Source organism: Phenylobacterium sp. (assembly GCF_036563385.1).
Lineage (GTDB): Bacteria > Pseudomonadota > Alphaproteobacteria > Caulobacterales > Caulobacteraceae > Phenylobacterium.
The window spans coordinates 162,355-176,297 of the sequence record NZ_DATCML010000016.1 but is presented as its reverse complement, the minus strand read 5'-3'; the positions used below and the strand labels follow the sequence as shown (position 1 = coordinate 176,297).

The 13,943-nt window shown below is 71.3% G+C and carries 15 protein-coding genes; 11 read left to right on the top strand and 4 right to left on the bottom strand.

The window, feature by feature from the left end:
• Positions 1-95 precede the first annotated feature (95 nt).
• From VIL67_RS18515 to VIL67_RS18495, 5 genes are all read left to right on the top strand, one after another.
• Positions 96-1,547 (top strand): AMP nucleosidase, encoded by a 1,452-nt coding sequence (locus VIL67_RS18515; protein ID WP_332050399.1) that lies wholly within the window; start codon positions 96-98, stop codon positions 1,545-1,547.
• An 86-nt stretch (positions 1,548-1,633) separates the two neighbouring features.
• Positions 1,634-2,410 carry a tyrosine-protein phosphatase gene (locus VIL67_RS18510; protein WP_332050398.1) on the top strand — a complete coding sequence of 259 codons (777 nt, stop codon included), beginning with the start codon at positions 1,634-1,636 and terminating at the stop codon, positions 2,408-2,410.
• A 146-nt stretch (positions 2,411-2,556) separates the two neighbouring features.
• Entirely contained in the window at positions 2,557-3,729 is a 1,173-nt protein-coding gene (locus VIL67_RS18505) for a pyridoxal-phosphate-dependent aminotransferase family protein (RefSeq protein ID WP_332050397.1), read from the top strand.
• A 61-nt stretch (positions 3,730-3,790) separates the two neighbouring features.
• Entirely contained in the window at positions 3,791-5,245 is a 1,455-nt protein-coding gene (locus VIL67_RS18500; protein ID WP_332050396.1) for an MFS transporter, read from the top strand.
• Positions 5,242-6,015 (top strand): aminotransferase class IV, encoded by a 774-nt coding sequence (locus VIL67_RS18495; RefSeq protein ID WP_332050395.1) that lies wholly within the window; start codon positions 5,242-5,244, stop codon positions 6,013-6,015. Before VIL67_RS18500 ends, VIL67_RS18495 begins: the two co-directional genes overlap by 4 nt.
• Here VIL67_RS18495 and VIL67_RS18490 read toward each other — a convergent pair.
• Together VIL67_RS18490 and VIL67_RS18485 are read right to left on the bottom strand one after the other, a co-directional pair.
• Positions 6,012-6,539: a TadE/TadG family type IV pilus assembly protein gene (locus VIL67_RS18490; protein ID WP_332050394.1), complete on the bottom strand. Its 528-nt coding sequence runs from the start codon at positions 6,537-6,539 to the stop codon at positions 6,012-6,014. The genes VIL67_RS18495 and VIL67_RS18490 overlap by 4 nt on opposite strands.
• Positions 6,533-7,114, bottom strand: coding sequence for a TadE/TadG family type IV pilus assembly protein (locus VIL67_RS18485; RefSeq protein ID WP_332050393.1), 582 nt, complete (start codon positions 7,112-7,114; stop codon positions 6,533-6,535). The genes VIL67_RS18490 and VIL67_RS18485 overlap by 7 nt, the downstream gene beginning before the upstream one ends.
• A gap of 237 nt (positions 7,115-7,351) precedes the next feature.
• Here VIL67_RS18485 and VIL67_RS18480 point away from each other — a divergent pair, with 237 nt between their 5' ends.
• The 4 genes from VIL67_RS18480 (at position 7,352) to VIL67_RS18465 (ending at position 10,414) form a co-directional block, all read left to right on the top strand.
• On the top strand, positions 7,352-7,522 hold the full coding sequence (locus VIL67_RS18480) for a Flp family type IVb pilin (RefSeq protein ID WP_332050392.1): 171 nt from the start codon (positions 7,352-7,354) through the stop codon (positions 7,520-7,522).
• 123 nt (positions 7,523-7,645) lie between these two features.
• Positions 7,646-8,167: an A24 family peptidase gene (locus VIL67_RS18475; RefSeq protein WP_332050391.1), complete on the top strand. Its 522-nt coding sequence runs from the start codon at positions 7,646-7,648 to the stop codon at positions 8,165-8,167.
• Positions 8,168-8,207: 40 nt separating this feature from the next.
• On the top strand, positions 8,208-9,584 hold the full coding sequence (locus tag VIL67_RS18470; protein ID WP_332050390.1) for a leucyl aminopeptidase family protein: 1,377 nt from the start codon (positions 8,208-8,210) through the stop codon (positions 9,582-9,584).
• Positions 9,581-10,414, top strand: coding sequence for a C40 family peptidase (locus VIL67_RS18465; protein ID WP_332050389.1), 834 nt, complete (start codon positions 9,581-9,583; stop codon positions 10,412-10,414). Before VIL67_RS18470 ends, VIL67_RS18465 begins: the two co-directional genes overlap by 4 nt.
• Before the next feature lie 51 nt (positions 10,415-10,465).
• Here the strand turns inward: VIL67_RS18465 and VIL67_RS18460 are convergent, their stop codons facing one another.
• On the bottom strand, positions 10,466-11,236 hold the full coding sequence (locus tag VIL67_RS18460; RefSeq protein ID WP_332050388.1) for a c-type cytochrome: 771 nt from the start codon (positions 11,234-11,236) through the stop codon (positions 10,466-10,468).
• 126 nt (positions 11,237-11,362) lie between these two features.
• On the opposite strand from VIL67_RS18460, the gene VIL67_RS18455 reads away from it, so the two are divergent.
• Together VIL67_RS18455 and VIL67_RS18450 are read left to right on the top strand one after the other, a co-directional pair.
• Entirely contained in the window at positions 11,363-12,100 is a 738-nt protein-coding gene (locus tag VIL67_RS18455) for a 3-deoxy-manno-octulosonate cytidylyltransferase (RefSeq protein WP_332050387.1), read from the top strand.
• Positions 12,097-12,939: a prephenate dehydratase gene (locus VIL67_RS18450; RefSeq protein WP_332050386.1), complete on the top strand. Its 843-nt coding sequence runs from the start codon at positions 12,097-12,099 to the stop codon at positions 12,937-12,939. The genes VIL67_RS18455 and VIL67_RS18450 overlap by 4 nt, the downstream gene beginning before the upstream one ends.
• A gap of 72 nt (positions 12,940-13,011) precedes the next feature.
• Here the strand turns inward: VIL67_RS18450 and nudC are convergent, their stop codons facing one another.
• On the bottom strand, positions 13,012-13,938 hold the full coding sequence (nudC, locus tag VIL67_RS18445; protein ID WP_332050385.1) for an NAD(+) diphosphatase: 927 nt from the start codon (positions 13,936-13,938) through the stop codon (positions 13,012-13,014).
• Between the last annotated feature and the right edge of the window lie 5 nt (positions 13,939-13,943).

Below are 13,943 nucleotides of genomic sequence, written 5' to 3'. Positions count from 1 at the left end.
TTGCCGGCCTTTGTGGCGGGGAAGTCCGGCGCCGTCCATCCCGGCAAGGTCAAGGCGGCTCGCAACCGGCTGATCTGGCGTCTATAAGGCCCCGGATGAACATGAAAACGGATGCAGCCGGCATCGTCGATCGGCTGGAAGAGGAGTACCGCAGGAGCGTGGAGGCCCTGCGGAGCGACCTGAAGCGGTTCCTGGGCGGCGGCGCGCCGCCGGCGCCCGACGTGAGGGCCCAGGGGACCTACGCCTACCCGGAGCTGCGGCTGAGCTGGCCGCCTGGCCGTGCCTATCCACGGATCAGCCGGGCCTTCGCGCGCATCGGCAACCCGGGCCATTACGGCATCACGGTCACACGGCCGCGGCTGTTCCGCGACTACCTGATCGAGCAGCTCGACCTGCTGATGCAGGACTTCGAGGTGGAGATCGAGGTCGGCCGCAGCCGGCAGGAGATTCCCTTCCCCTACGTGCTCGACGGCGCCCAGGACCTGGCGCTGGCCGACATCGGCGCGGCGGAGATCGCCCGCCACTTCCCGACCACCGAGCTCGCCCACATCGGCGACGAGATCGCCGACGGCGCCTGGGTCTACAACCTCGACCGGCCCCGGCCGCTGGCCCTGTTCGACGGCCTGCGCACCGACTTCTCGCTGGCCCGGCTCGCCCACTACCTCGGCACGCCCGCCGAGCACGTGCAGCAGTACATCCTGTTCACCAACTACCACCGCTACGTGGACGAGTTCGTGCGCTGGGGCTGCGCCCAGCTGAAGGCGGGGGGCCCCTACACGGCGCTGTCGGCGGCCGGCCACGTGCACGTGACGAAGGACACCCCCGATCCGGAGGCCGCGGTCGCCGCCGGCGCCTGGCGCAAGCACCAGATGCCCGGCTACCACCTGATGGCCGAGGGCCGTGCTGGGATCAGCCTGATCAACATCGGCGTGGGCCCCTCCAACGCCAAGACGATCTGCGACCACCTCGCCGTGCTCCGGCCGCAGGCCTGGCTGATGATCGGCCACTGTGGCGGACTGCGCGGTTCGCAGACCATCGGCGACTATGTGCTGGCCCACGCCTACCTGCGCGACGACCACGTGCTGGACGGTGTCCTGCCGCCGGAGGTCCCGATCCCGCCGATCGCCGAGGTGCAGGTGGCCCTCAACCGGGCGGCGGAGAACGTCACCGGCGAGGCGGGCGACGTGCTGAAGCGCCGCCTGCGCACCGGCACGGTGGTCACTACCGACGACCGCAACTGGGAGCTCCGCTATTCGTCGAGCGCCCTCAGGTTCAACCAGAGCCGGGCCGTGGCCATCGACATGGAGAGCGCCACGATCGCGGCCCAGGGCTACCGCTTCCGGGTGCCCTACGGGACCCTCCTGTGCGTCTCCGACAAGCCGCTGCACGGCGAGATCAAGATGCCTGGCCAGGCCAACGCCTTCTACGAACGGGCCATCGGGCAGCACCTGCAGATCGGCATCGCCACCGTCGACCTGCTCCGCCAGGAAGGCGCCCGCCTGCACAGCCGCAAGCTGCGCAGCTTCGACGAGCCGCCGTTCCGATAAGCGCTCCCCCTCTCCCGCGGCGCGGGAGAGGAGTGGTCCGTTGTTCTCTCTTCATTCCGTCACGGAAGGCCGGTAAGGAACGGCCCATGAGCAGCCGCCGCATCGCCTTCGAGGGCATCGACAACTTCCGGGACTTCGGGGACTACCGGGCGGGCGACCGCCGGCTGCGGCGGGGGCGGCTCTACCGCTCTGCGCACCAGGCCCGGGCCACCGACGCCGATCTCGAGAAACTTGCGGCCATGGGGATCGCGGTCATCGTCGACCTGCGCCGGCCCAACGAGCGCCAGCGCGACCCGTCCCGTCGCTGGCAGGGCTTCGCCGCTCAGGTGGTGGAGAACGACATCGGCCACGCTCACGACGATCCCTGGCACGCGTTCCTCCGCGGTTCCGACCTCACGGAGAACTCGTTCCACCAGTACATGATGGACTACTACCGGGCCGCGCCGCACGAGCCCCGCCACATCGACCTCTACCGCCGCTACTTCCGGGCCGTGGCCGAGACGGAGGGGCCGATCCTGGTGCACTGCGCGGCCGGCAAGGACCGCACCGGCATCATCTGCGCGCTCACCCACCACCTGGCCGGCGTGCACGACGACGACATCGTCGAGGACTACCTGCTGACCAACGATCCCGAGCGGATCGCGCTGCGCACCCCCGTGCTGCAGGAGATCATCCGCGAAGAGACCGGCCGCACGCCCAGCGACGGCGCGGTGCGCGTCGCCATGAGCGTCGCCCCGGAGTACCTGGAAACCGCCTTCGACGTGATGCGCGAGCAGCACGGGTCGCTGGACGGCTACCTGGACGAGGTGCTGGGCCTGGACGCGCCGCTGCGCGAGCGGATCCACGACCGCATCCTCGGCTGAGGCCTCAAACGACGGCGCCCGCCACGGCCTCCGCAAACCGTGACGGGCGCTTTCTAGGGACAGACCTCTTGGGAGAAGCCCGACGCCAGAATTGCGCGGGGGGCGTTCCTGCGCCTAATCACCAGCGCGTGTTTCACGGAGTGATGATGCAGAGCTTCCAGCCGCCCCGCCGCGTCCTGATGGGCCCAGGCCCGTCCGACGTCCCGCCGCGCGTCCTGCAGGCGCTGGCCCGGCCCACCGTCGGCCACCTCGACCCCGCATTCCAGGGGCTGATGGAGGAGATCAAGGCGGCGCTGCAGCGGCTGTTCAATGCGCCCGACCACGCCTGCGTCCCCCTGCCGGCGCCCGGCACCGCGGGCATGGAAGCGGCGATCATGAACCTGCTGGAGCCGGGCAACCGCGCGGTCGTCGCGGTAAACGGCGCCTTCGGCGGCCGGATGGCCGACATGGCCGGGCGCGCCGGGGCCGAGGTGGTCACGGTCGACCACGCCTGGGGCGAGCCGGTGGACCCGGCGCGGGTCGAGGAGGCGCTGGCCGCCGCGCCCACGAAGGTGCTGGCCTTCGTCCATGCGGAGACCTCCACCGGCGCGCGCAGCGACGCGGGCGTGCTGTGCAAGCTGGCCCGCGAGCATGGGGCCTTGTCCATCGTCGACACGGTGACCTCGCTCGGCGGCATTCCCGTGGACGTGGCCGGCTGGGACGCCGACGTCGTCTATTCGGGAACGCAGAAGTGCCTCTCGGCCCCGCCCGGCCTGTCGCCCATCGCGCTCTCCAAGCAGGCGCAGGCGGCGATCGGCGCGCGCAAGGAGAAGGTCCGCAACTGGCTCTGCGACTTCAACCTGCTGATGAGCTACTGGGGCGGGGAGGGCGGCCGCACCTACCACCACACCGCGCCCGTGAACGCGCTCTACGGCCTGCACGAGTCGCTGGTCATCCTGTTCGAGGAGGGCCAGCAGGCGGCGATCGTGCGGCACGCCCGCATGCACGAGGCCCTGGCCGCCGGCCTCCAGGCCGCCGGGCTCGAGTTCCTGGTGGCCGAGAGCCATCGCCTGCCGCAGCTCAACGCCGTGCGCGTCCCTGACGGCGTCGACGAGGCCGCCGTGCGCGCTCACGTGCTGGAGAAGTGGGACCTGGAGATCGGCGCCGGCCTCGGGCCGCTGAAGGGCAAGGTCTGGCGCATCGGCCTGATGGGCGCCTCGGCGACGCCCTGGCATGTGCGCCTTTGCCTGACCGCGCTCTGCGAGGCCTTGGCGGCCCAGGGACGCGCCGTCGACGCCACGGCGGTGCTCGCCGCCGCGGACGCGAAGCTGGCGGGCTGAGCCAGTTCGGGTCTAACGTCCCGCCAAGGCCGCGCTGCAAGACGCGGTGGAGGGGTTGAGCGTGTCCGATCCGAAGTCCCTGGACGCCGACGGCCCGGCGGCCGTCGTCGAGCCGCCGATCATCTCGCAACTCGGCGGGGACGGGCGGTTGAACCGCGGCGGCGTCGCCTGGGCGCTGCACCAGGGCGGGCGCGACCCGTTCATCATCCTCGTCACCATCTACATCTTCATGCCCTATGTGGCGGCGGTGCTGGTGGGCGACCCGGTCCGCGGCCAGGAGATGATCTCCCACTGGGACCAGCTGATCGGCTGGATCGTGGTGGTGACCGCGCCCTTCCTCGGGGCGTCGATCGACAAGCTTGGGCCCCGCAAGGGCTGGCTCGGCCTGATCGTCGGCCTGATGGTGCCGATGATCGCGGCCCTGTGGTTCGCCGCGCCGGGGGGCGGCTTGAGCCTGGCCATGGTCGCCGCCCTGGTGATCGGGGCGCGCGTGCTGTTCGTCTACGCCGAGGTGCTCCACAACTCCCTGCTGATCCGCGCGGCCGGGCTGGAGGCGGCGCACAAGGCCTCGGGCCTGGCGCTGTCGCTGGGCAACGGCTTTTCGGTGATCGCGCTGGTGTTCACCGCCTGGGCGTTCGCCCTGCCGGGCAAGGTGGACTGGGCCTTCGTGCCGGCGGCGCCGCTGTTCGGCCTCGATCCCGCCACCCACGAGCCCGAGCGGGTGGTGGCCCTGATGGCCGCGGCCCTGCTGCTGCTGGGCTCGATCCCGATGTTCCTCTTCACGCCGGACGCGCCCAAGACCGGCATACCCATGTGGAAGGCGTGGGCGGACGGCGCCGCCGAGCTGGGGCGGATGCTGAAGACCGTGCGCCGCCACCGCGACGCAGTGCTCTACCTGGTCTCCCGGATGTTCTTCGTGGACGGGATGAACGGCGTGCTGATCTACGCCGGCGTCTATGCGGTGGGCGTGATGCGCTGGGGACCGCTGGAGATGCTGGCCTACGGCATCCTGCTCTCGGTGGTGGCGGTGCTGGGCGGCTTCGTGGCCCGCTGGATGGACGAAGGCCTCGGGCCGAAGACGGCGCTGAAGATCGAGATCTTCATCACCGTGCTCGGCCTCCTCGCCCTGCTGGGGATGGCGCCGGACCGGATCCTGTTCCTGTGGAGCTACGATGCGGCCACCGCCACGCCCCTGTGGGACGGCCCCGTGTTCCGCCACTGGCCCGACTGGGTCTTCGTGATCATCAGCTTCTTCAATGCGGTCTTCATCACCGCCCAGTACGCCTCCAGCCGCACCTTGCTGACGCGCCTCACCCCGCCGGAGCAGACCGGCGCCTTCTTCGGCGTCTATGCCCTTTCCGGCGTGGCCACGGCCTGGCTTGCGCCCACCCTGGTGAACCTCGGGACGCGGCTCACCGGCACCCAACAGGGCGGCTTCGCCACCATCAACGTCCTGCTGGCGATCGGGCTAGCCATGCTGTTCCTGGTCCGCGGCGGGGGCCGGGCGCTCCGATGATCGGTCCCGACGACCGCGGCCTGCTGCTGGGCGACGGGCTCTTCGAGACCCTGCTGGCCGAGGGCGGCCGCCTGCGCGACGAGCAGGCGCACCTCGACCGGCTGGCCGCCGGCTGCGCGGCGCTGGGCCTGCCAGAGCCGGATCGCGCCGAGGCCGCGCGGCGCATGCACGAGGCCCTGTCCAGCGCCGGCCTCGACGGCGCGCGGGCGGCCGTGCGCCTGACGCTGACGGCGGGCGGCGGCGGGCGGGGGCTCGACCGGCCTGACCCGCTCACGCCTGTGATGTTCGCCACGGCGGCTCCGTCGCCGAAGCCCGCTGGGCCGGTGCGGTTGGCCACCGCCAGCATCCGGCGGAACGAGACCTCGGCGGCCTCGCAGCTCAAGACGCTGTCCTACCTGGACAACGTGCTGGCCCGTCGCGAGGCGCGCGCGGCGAGCGCCGACGAGGCGCTGATGCTCAACACGCGCGGCGAGCTCGCCTGCGCCGCGGCCGCCAACCTCTTCTGGATCGCCGGCGAGCGGCTGTTCACGCCGGCTCTGGACTGCGGCGTCCTGCCGGGGATCACGCGCGCCCGGGTGATCGCCGTCGCGCGGTCTGCCGGGGTGCCGCTGGACGAGGTGGCGACGGGCCCCGACGCCCTGGCCGCGGCCGACGCGGTGTTCGTGACCAACAGCCTGGTGAGACTCCGTCGGGTGGAGTCGCTGGACGGCCGCCCCTTCGGCTCGGACCCGTTGCTCGGCGTCCTCGCCGCCGCCCTCGACGGCGGCTAGCCGTTGGACCAGAGCACCTCGGAGGACCGGCGGGGCTTCAGGAAGAAGGTCTGGCTGAAGCTCAGGGGCTCGGGCAGCACCTTCTGAAGCGGCGAGGTCCAGGTGTAGCTGACCTCGGTCATGATCACGCTGTCGCCGGCGAGCAGCAGGTTGGCCGGCACGCCCGGCGCTGTCTGGGTGGCGGTCAGCGCCGTCATGCCGTCGCCCCGGCTCCAGACCACTTTCGGCACGGCGTTGGCGTCGGCCTTAACGCTGGTCACCCGCATGACGAGCGTGTCGGCCGGGAACGGCCGCAGCACGGCGTCGGCCACGTGGAAGACGTCCGTCATGGTGGTCGCGTTCATCTGGTGCGACTGGGCGACCAGGTCGGCGACCACAGAGGCGGCGTGGCTCGCCCGCCGCTCGGCCATCATCGCCAGCGTCAGCTCGGAGAGGCCGAGATAGAGGCTCGTCATGATCGGCGCGATCAGGGCGAATTCGAGCGCCGCCAGGCCGCGCTGGTCGCTGCGGAAACGTTTCAGCATGCTGCGCCTCCCGGCGGCTCGTCGCTGTAGGGCTCGTTGCGGAAGGCGGTGGTGACGGAGAGCAGGCGGACGCCCGAGCCGGAGCCCATGGTCTCGAAGACCGCGCCGACCAGCGGCGTCATCAGCTTCCATTTGTAATAGACCCGGACCAGGACGATGTCGGTGGGCGCGCCCGGCGCCCAGCAGGTGGTGTTCGGGTTGAACGTCGCCCCCGGTTGCGGGGTCGCCGCCGCGAGGCCGGAGAAGCTTCCGAAGGTGCGCACGTCGACGAAGAGGTTGGCGTCGCAGGTCGGGCTCAGCCAGCCCATGGCGTCGCAGACCTGGGTCTTGAAGGTGGCCTTGGTGTTGGCGGTGGTCGTCTGGAACTCGCCCGTACGCACGCGGCGCGAAACCGCCTCGGTGGCGTTCTCCAAGGTGGTGGTGGTGAGCAGCAGCAGGCCGAGTTCCAGCACCCCGAACATCAAGGTCATGGCGATCATCCCCACCAGGCCGAACTCGACCGCCGTCGCGCCCTCGCGGGCGCGGCCGAACCGCGCGAGCGCGGCCTTCAGGCGTCGGGTGGGGCGGGGGCTCATGCGGGCGCGCGTTCTCGCGAAAGGAGGTGCGACGAACCTAGGCCCGCAGAGCTAACTCCCGCTTAAGTGCTGTATTTTACGAGAGGAAAGCGGTCGTGGTTAAGAAGGGCTAATGGTGAACTTGCGTTTAGCATGCGCGAATACTGGGGGTTAAGTGGGCGACCGGCATCGTGAGGACGGTATCGGCAGGGGCAGCAGACGCTGGGTCAGCCCGCTGCCCTGAAAAGGAGATTGAGTATGTCGAAGTTCATCGCCCGCTTCGCCAAGGACGAGTCCGGCGCCACGGCCATCGAGTATGGCCTGATCGCCGCCCTGATCGCCGTGGTGATCGTGACCGCCCTGCAGTCCATCGGCCCCAAGCTGGCCGCCGCGTTCAACGACGTCGACGCGGCTCTGCCGGCCGCCTAAGGCCGGCCACAAGCTCAGTAGCGTAGCGGAGGCCCCTGGCGCGATGCGCCGGGGGCCTTCTGCATTCCGGGCAACGCTCCGTTCACCCGCAGGCGCCAAGCTTCGCCGGTCGGAGGCTTCAGAATGACCGCCTATCTCGCCGCAGCTTTCGTGCTGGTCTTCCCCGCCCTGGTGATCACGGCCGCGCTGCGCGATGCGGTCAGCTACACCATCCCCAACTGGATCTCCCTGGCGCTGCTGGGCGCCTTCCCGCTGGCCGCCGTGGCGCTTGGCCTGCCGTTGCCGCAGGTGGGGATGCACGCCGGCGTCGGCTTCCTGGCCCTGCTGGCCGGCATGGCCATGTTCGCCCTGAACTGGATCGGCGGCGGCGACGCCAAGCTGTTCGCGGCCGCCGCCCTGTGGCTCGGCTGGCCGGCGGTGGCGAGCTTCCTGCTGGTGACCTGCGTGGCCGGCGGCGCCCTGGCCATGATGCTTCTCTCCCTGCGCTCCGTCTGGCTCCGCCCCCTGGTGACGGGCGGCCCCGGATGGCTGAACCGCCTCGCCCAGCCCGGCGAGAACGTGCCCTACGGCGTCGCCATCTGCGCAGGCGCCCTTGCGGCCTTCCCGGCCTCGCCGCTGATCGGCGCCCTTCACGTCTTCGCCTGACCGGTTGCGGCGGGCCGGGTCTTCCGCCTAGGTGGGGACGATGTCCGACGTGATCCTCGAGGCGGCCGAGACCGCCACCCCCATTGAAGCGCTCGCCGAGTCCGAGCTCGCCGCTGTCGTCGACGCCGCGCCGGCGTTCGTGAAGGGCTTCGCCCGCGCCGCCGATTTCAAGGCCAAGGCGGGCCAGGTGCTGACCGTCCCGGGCGAGGACGGCGCGACGTCGACCGTCCTGTTCGGGCTCGGCCACGCGCCCGATGCCATGGCCTTCCGAGGCCTCGCCGCCAAGCTGCCGGCCGGGACCTATCGGATCGCCCGCGCGCCGGAGGCGCTGGACCGCGGCCAGATCGCGCTCGCCTTCGCCCTCGGGAGCTACCGCTTCGATCGCTACAAGAAGAAGGACGCCGAACGCGCCCGCCTGGTGGCCGAGGGCTGCGACGTGGCCGAGATCCGGCAGGTGGCGCACGCCTGTGCGCTCGCCCGGGACATGATCAACACCCCGGCCAACGACATGGGGCCGCGGCAGATCGAGACCATCGCCCGCGAGATCGCCGAGCAGCACGGCGCCGAGATCACCGTGGTGCAAGGCGACGACCTGCTCGAGGCCAACTATCCGGCCGTCCACGCGGTGGGCCGCGCCGCCGTCCCCGAGCGCGCGCCCCGGATGATCGAGATCCGCTGGGGCGAGGCCGGGCGTCCCCTGGTGGCGATCGTCGGCAAGGGGGTGGTGTTCGACACCGGCGGCCTCGACATCAAGCCCTCGGCCGGCATGCGGCTGATGAAGAAGGACATGGGCGGCGCCGCCCACGCGCTTGCCTTGGGCCGGATGATCATGGCCGCCAAGCTGCCCGTGCGGCTCGCGGTGCTGACGCCGGCCGTGGAGAACGCCATCTCGGGCGACGCCATGCGGCCCGGCGACGTGCTGGCCTCGCGCAAGGGGCTGACCATCGAGGTGGGCAACACCGACGCCGAAGGGCGGCTGATCCTCGCCGACGCGCTCACCCGCGCCGCCGAGCTGGAGCCGGCGCTGACCATCGACCTGGCCACCCTGACCGGGGCCGCGCGCGTCGCGCTGGGCCCCCACCTGCCGCCGTTCTTCACCGAGGACGATGCGCTCGCCGCCGCCATCGAGAAGCATGCCGTGGCCGCGTCCGACCCGGTTTGGCGGATGCCGCTGTGGAAGCCCTATGCGGACGCCCTCGACAGCGACATCGCGGATCTGAAGAACGACCCCGACGCCTGGGCGCAGGCCGGCGCCGTGACGGCGGCCCTGTTCCTGCAGCGCTTCGCCCCGCCGGGGCCGTGGGCGCACTTCGACGTCTTCGCCTGGAATTCCCGCAGCCAGCCCGGCCGCCCGGCGGGCGGCGAGGCGCAGGCGATCCGCGGCCTCTTCGGCATGATCCGCGAGCGCTTCGCTTGAGCCTCGACCCGCGCGTCACGCCCCTGCGCGACGGGATCGCGGCGCGCGCCCTCGAGGGTTTGGTGGCGGCCGAGGTCTACCTGGACCCCACGCCAATGACCTGCGCCGCGCCCGCGGCGGGGATCCACCGCGCGCCCGACGCCGCGTCAGAGCAGATGGACCAGCTGCTGTTCGGCGAGCCCTTCCAGGTGCTGGAAGAGGAGGGCGCCTTCGTCTTCGGCCAGGCGCCCCGCGACGGCTACTGCGGCTTCGTGGAGGCGGCGAAGCTCGCGCCGGCGCGAGCGGCTCCCACGCATTATGTGGCGGCCCTGCGCACCTACGCCTTTGCCGAGCCGAGCATCAAATCCAAGGCGTCGGGGCCGTTCTCCCTGAACAGCCTCGTCCAGGTGGAAGCCCGCGAGGGCAAGCTCGCCAAGGTGGCGGGCGCCGGCTGGCTGACGGCCGACCACCTGGCTCCGATCGGCGTCTACCAGCAGGACTGGGCGGCCGTCGCCGCCCGCTACGCAGGCGCCCCCTACCTGTGGGGCGGCCGCGAGAGCCTGGGCCTGGACTGCTCGGGCCTGGTGCAGGCGGCGCTGTTCGCCTGCGGCCGCGCCTGCCCGCGCGACGCTGACCAGCAGGAGCAGATGGGCCGTCCGATCGCGCGCGAGGAGTTCGGCCGCGGCGATCTCGTCTTCTGGAAGGGACATGTGGCCATGGGCCTGGACGCCGAGACCATTGTCCACGCGAACGGACACCACATGGCCGTGGCGATCGAGCCGCTCGACGCGGCGCTCGCCCGCATCGCGGCCAACAGCTACGGCGACGTCACCAGCTACCGGCGGCTCTAAACAAAAACGGCGCGCCGTGGCGCGCCGTTTCCGTGTGCGTTTGCTCGCAGCCTACTGCCGGCTGTTGCCCGAAGCCGTCGGGGACGCCGCCGAGGCGCCGCGCTGCTCGCTCGGCGCGCCAGGCGCCGGTGCGCCCGTGCCCTGGCCGGCCGGGCCGCCGGCGCCCGTCGCCGGCGTGGCGGTGGAGCCGGTGGCGGTCGGCTGGCCTTCCGCGGCCGCGCCAGGGGCCGGGGCGGCGTTCGGGTCCACGCCCGCGGCCGGAGCCGCCGCGGCGGCCGGGTTCGGGGCCGGCACCGGCAAGGTCCCGCCCTTGGAGCGCAGGTAGGCGATGATGTTGATGCGGTCCTCGGCCTTCTTCAGGCCGACGAAGGTCATCTTGGTGCCCGGCAGGTACTTCTGCGGGGCGGCCAGGAAGGCGGAGAGCTCAGGGTCGTTCCAAACCGGCACGCGGCCGCCGAGGTCGGTCATCGCCTGCGAATAGGCGAAGCCGCCGTGGCCCGCCGGCTTGCGCCCGACGACGCCGAACAGGTTCGGGCCGGTGCCGTTCGCGCCGCCGGCGTCGACGGTGTGGCAGGACTTGCACTTGTTGAAGGCGGCCTCGCCCGCGGCGATGTCCGCCGTCGGCAGGACGGTGCCCCAGTCGATCGGCGCCTCAGCGGCGCCGCCGCCGGCGCCTTCCTCGGCTGCGACCTCGACAAGATAGCCGGGCTTCTCGACTTCCTGCGGGGCGAACACGCCGCCCGAGAGTTCCTTCAGACCCACGAGGGCCAGGCCCGTCGCCAGGACGGCGCCGGCGATCTTGTTGAACTTCAGGTCGCTCATAGTGTCGAAGTCGGTCCTCTCGACAGCCGGCGCGCCCACCGGCTTAACGCGCGGGAATCCCGCCCCTTATTGCGCGTGGCTCTCTTACACGCTACCGGCGCGGGCGCAACCGCCCACTGCTTGGCCATGAACCCGATCGTCCTCATCCCCGCGCGCATGGCCGCGACCCGCCTGCCGGGGAAGCCTCTGGCCGATATCGGCGGTCTGCCGATGATCGTCCGCGTCCTGCGCCAGGCGGAGGCCGCGGGCGTCGGCCCGGTGGCCGTGGCGGCCGGCGATCGCGAGATCCTGGAGGCTGTGCAGGCGGCCGGCGGCCGCGCCGTTCTCACCGACCCGGACCTGCCCTCGGGCTCCGACCGGATCGTCGCCGCCCTGACCGAGTTGGACCCGGCCGGGCGCCATGACGTGATCGTCAACCTGCAGGGCGACATCCCCTTCGTGCAGCCGCAGGCGGTCCGCGCGGTCGCCGAGCTGCTGCAGGCGCAACCCTCGTGCGACCTCTCCACGGTCATGGTGGCCGAGGCCGATCCATCGGAACGCAGCAACCCCGACATCCCGAAGGTCGTGGCCGCCATGCAGCCGGACGGACGCACGGCGCGCGCTCTCTATTTCACCCGCTCGGTGCTCTACGGCGACGGGCCGGTGTGGCTGCACCACGGGATCTACGGCTACCGGCGCGAGGCGCTGATGCGCTTCAACGCGGCCAGTCCCTCGCCCCTGGAGGCGCGCGAGCGGCTGGAGCAGCTGCGGGTGCTCGAGCTGGGCATGCAGGTGTGGGCGGCGGTCATCGACGAAGCCCCGATCTCGGTCGACAACCCCGCCGACCTCGAGCGGGCGCGGCAACACGCAAGGACCATCGGATGACCAAGGGACGGATCGCCTTCCAGGGCGAGCTCGGCGCCAACTCCCACGAGGCCTGCGCCCAGCACTTTCCCGAGTTCGAGCCCGTGCCGCACGCCAGCTTCGAGGACGCCTTCGAGGCCGTGAAGACCGGCGACTGCCAGCTCGGCATGATCCCGGTGGAGAACTCGATCGCGGGGCGGGTAGCCGACGTGCATCACCTGCTGCCGTCCTCGGGCCTGAAGATCATCGGCGAGCGCTTCAAGCCGATCCACTTCCAGCTGATGGCCAACCCCGGCGTGAAACTGGAGGAGGTCACCACCGCCATGAGCATGCCGATCGCCCTCGGCCAGTGCCGCAAAACCATCCGCCGCCTGAAGCTGAAGACCGAGGCCACCGGCGACACGGCCGGCGCCGCCAAGCTGCTGTCAGAACGGCCCGACCGCACCAAGGCGGCGGTCTCGCCGGCGCTCGCCGCCGACATCTACGGGCTGGAGATCCTGGCCCGCGACATCGAGGACGAGCACAACAACACCACCCGCTTCCTGGTGATGACCGCGGACCCGAACCCCCCGCCGCCGCCGTTCACCGCCCCCTGCGTGACCAGCTTCATCTTCCGCGTCAGGAACCTGCCGGCGGCGCTCTACAAGGCGCTCGGCGGCTTCGCCACCAACGGCGTCAACATGACGAAGCTCGAGAGCTACATGGAGAACGGCCTGTTCGCGGCGACCTTCTTCTACGCCGAGGTCGACGGCCGTCCGGAGGACATCGGCCTCGCCCGCGCCTTCGAGGAGCTACAGTTCTTCAGCGAGAAGTTCGAGATCCTCGGCGTCTACGCGGCCGACCCGTTCCGGGCGCGGTAGGTTCGCACCAATCCTCCCGCGCAGGGGGAGGTGGCCCGAACAGCTCCCCCTGAGGGGGAGCATCAGGAAACCTCACCCTTCCTCCACCCAGGCCCTGATCAGCTGGTGGGCGATGGCCATGGGGGTGGGGGCCATCATCCCCTCCAGCCGGCCGGCCAGCAGGTCGCGGGCCTCGTCGCGGGTCAGCCAGCGGATCTCCGACAGCTCCGTCTGGTCGGGTGCGGCCTCGTCGTTCTCCACCTCGGCGATCAGGCCGATCATCAGCGACGAGGGGTAGGGCCAGGGCTGGCTCGAATGGTAGCGCACCTTCGTCGCCTTCAGCCCCGCCTCCTCGTTTAGCTCGCGGGCGCAGGCCTCCTCGATGCTCTCACCGGGCTCCAGGAAGCCGGCGAGGGCCGAGTACATGCCCTTGGGCCAAGCGGCCTGGCGGCCCAGCATGCAGCGATCGCCGATGTAGGGCAGCATGATCACCACCGGGTCGGTCCTGGGGAAGTGTTCGCTCTCGCAGGCTTGGCACTGCCGCTTCCAGCCGCCGTCCTTGATCAGGGTGGGCTCGCCGCACTGCGCGCAGTGATCGTGCCGCCGGCGCCATTCGAACATGGCCTTGGCGGTGGCGATGATCGCCGCCTCAGGCGGGGGCGCCTTCAGCGCGATCGCGCGCAGGTCCTCGAACCGGCCGAGCCCCTGCAGCGGCCCTTCAGCCGGGTCGACGGAGCCGCCGAGGTCCGCCGCGAAGATCGCCGTGTCCTTCCAAAGCCCCATGAACAGCAGCTTCTCAAGGCCGCCCGCCAGTTCGCTCACCACCCGCGGCGGCAGGTAGGCGATCTGTACGCCGCCGTCCTTGCCGGCCTCGACCAACGGCTTGCCGTTCCACAGGGCGAGGCCGAGGCTGTCGGGGCTGGCCAGCTGCTCGGCCAGCCACTGGGCGTTCCCCCGCCGGTCGCTCGCCCGGTCCAGCGGGTTGCCGGCGAAGGTGTTCAGGAAGACGTCGAGGGCCATCCGGA